The sequence below is a fragment of the Microbacterium testaceum genome (genome assembly GCF_001476655.1).
GTDB lineage: Bacteria > Actinomycetota > Actinomycetes > Actinomycetales > Microbacteriaceae > Microbacterium > Microbacterium testaceum_C.
The window spans coordinates 1-583 of sequence record NZ_LDRT01000288.1 but is presented as its reverse complement, the minus strand read 5'-3'; the positions used below and the strand labels follow the sequence as shown (position 1 = coordinate 583).

1 protein-coding gene is annotated in these 583 nt (G+C 60.9%); it reads right to left on the bottom strand.

The features are described 5' to 3' along the window. The coding region (locus tag NS220_RS19055; protein WP_153004397.1) for a CBS domain-containing protein at positions 1–375 on the bottom strand (375 nt) is incomplete at its 3' end. Positions 376–583: the final 208 nt, after the last annotated feature.

Below are 583 nucleotides of genomic sequence, written 5' to 3'. Positions count from 1 at the left end.
CATCACCGGCAGCCGCTTGATGCTCTTCTTCTCCATCAGCCCAACCAGCTCTGACAAATGCGCTTCTTCGGTCACGGTGACGGGATCATACGACATGATCTCTCCGACCCTCCGTCCGCGCTCGTGGACGAAGTCCGTCGCCGCGCTGCCCGAGCCGTGAAGGAATCGAAGCCAGCGAGGGCGGCGGCGCTGCGTGCCGATCTCGCTTCGGCGCAAGAAATCGCTTTCCGACAGGATGCCGACCAACCTTCCGGCCGCATCGACCACCGGCAAGCCGCTGATGTGATGATCCAACATCAACTTGGCGGCATCGAGAATGGAGGCCTCGGTTCCGACCGTGATGACATGTCCCGCCATGATCTGATGTGCGCGCACTGCCGTTCTCCCTTCAAGGCTTGGCAGCAAACCCTCACATCAAATCGGTCTATTCGCTTTGATCTTTCTCAACGTCCGCTGTTGACGGGGATCGAGGCGCGGCAGCCCCTGATCGGAGATACGGGCGTCCCGTCGAGAGAAGAGAACCACGCTGCAGAACCTGCTCGCCTCGATCGGAGTTCTCGCGATCGCTGTCGTGATCCTGGCC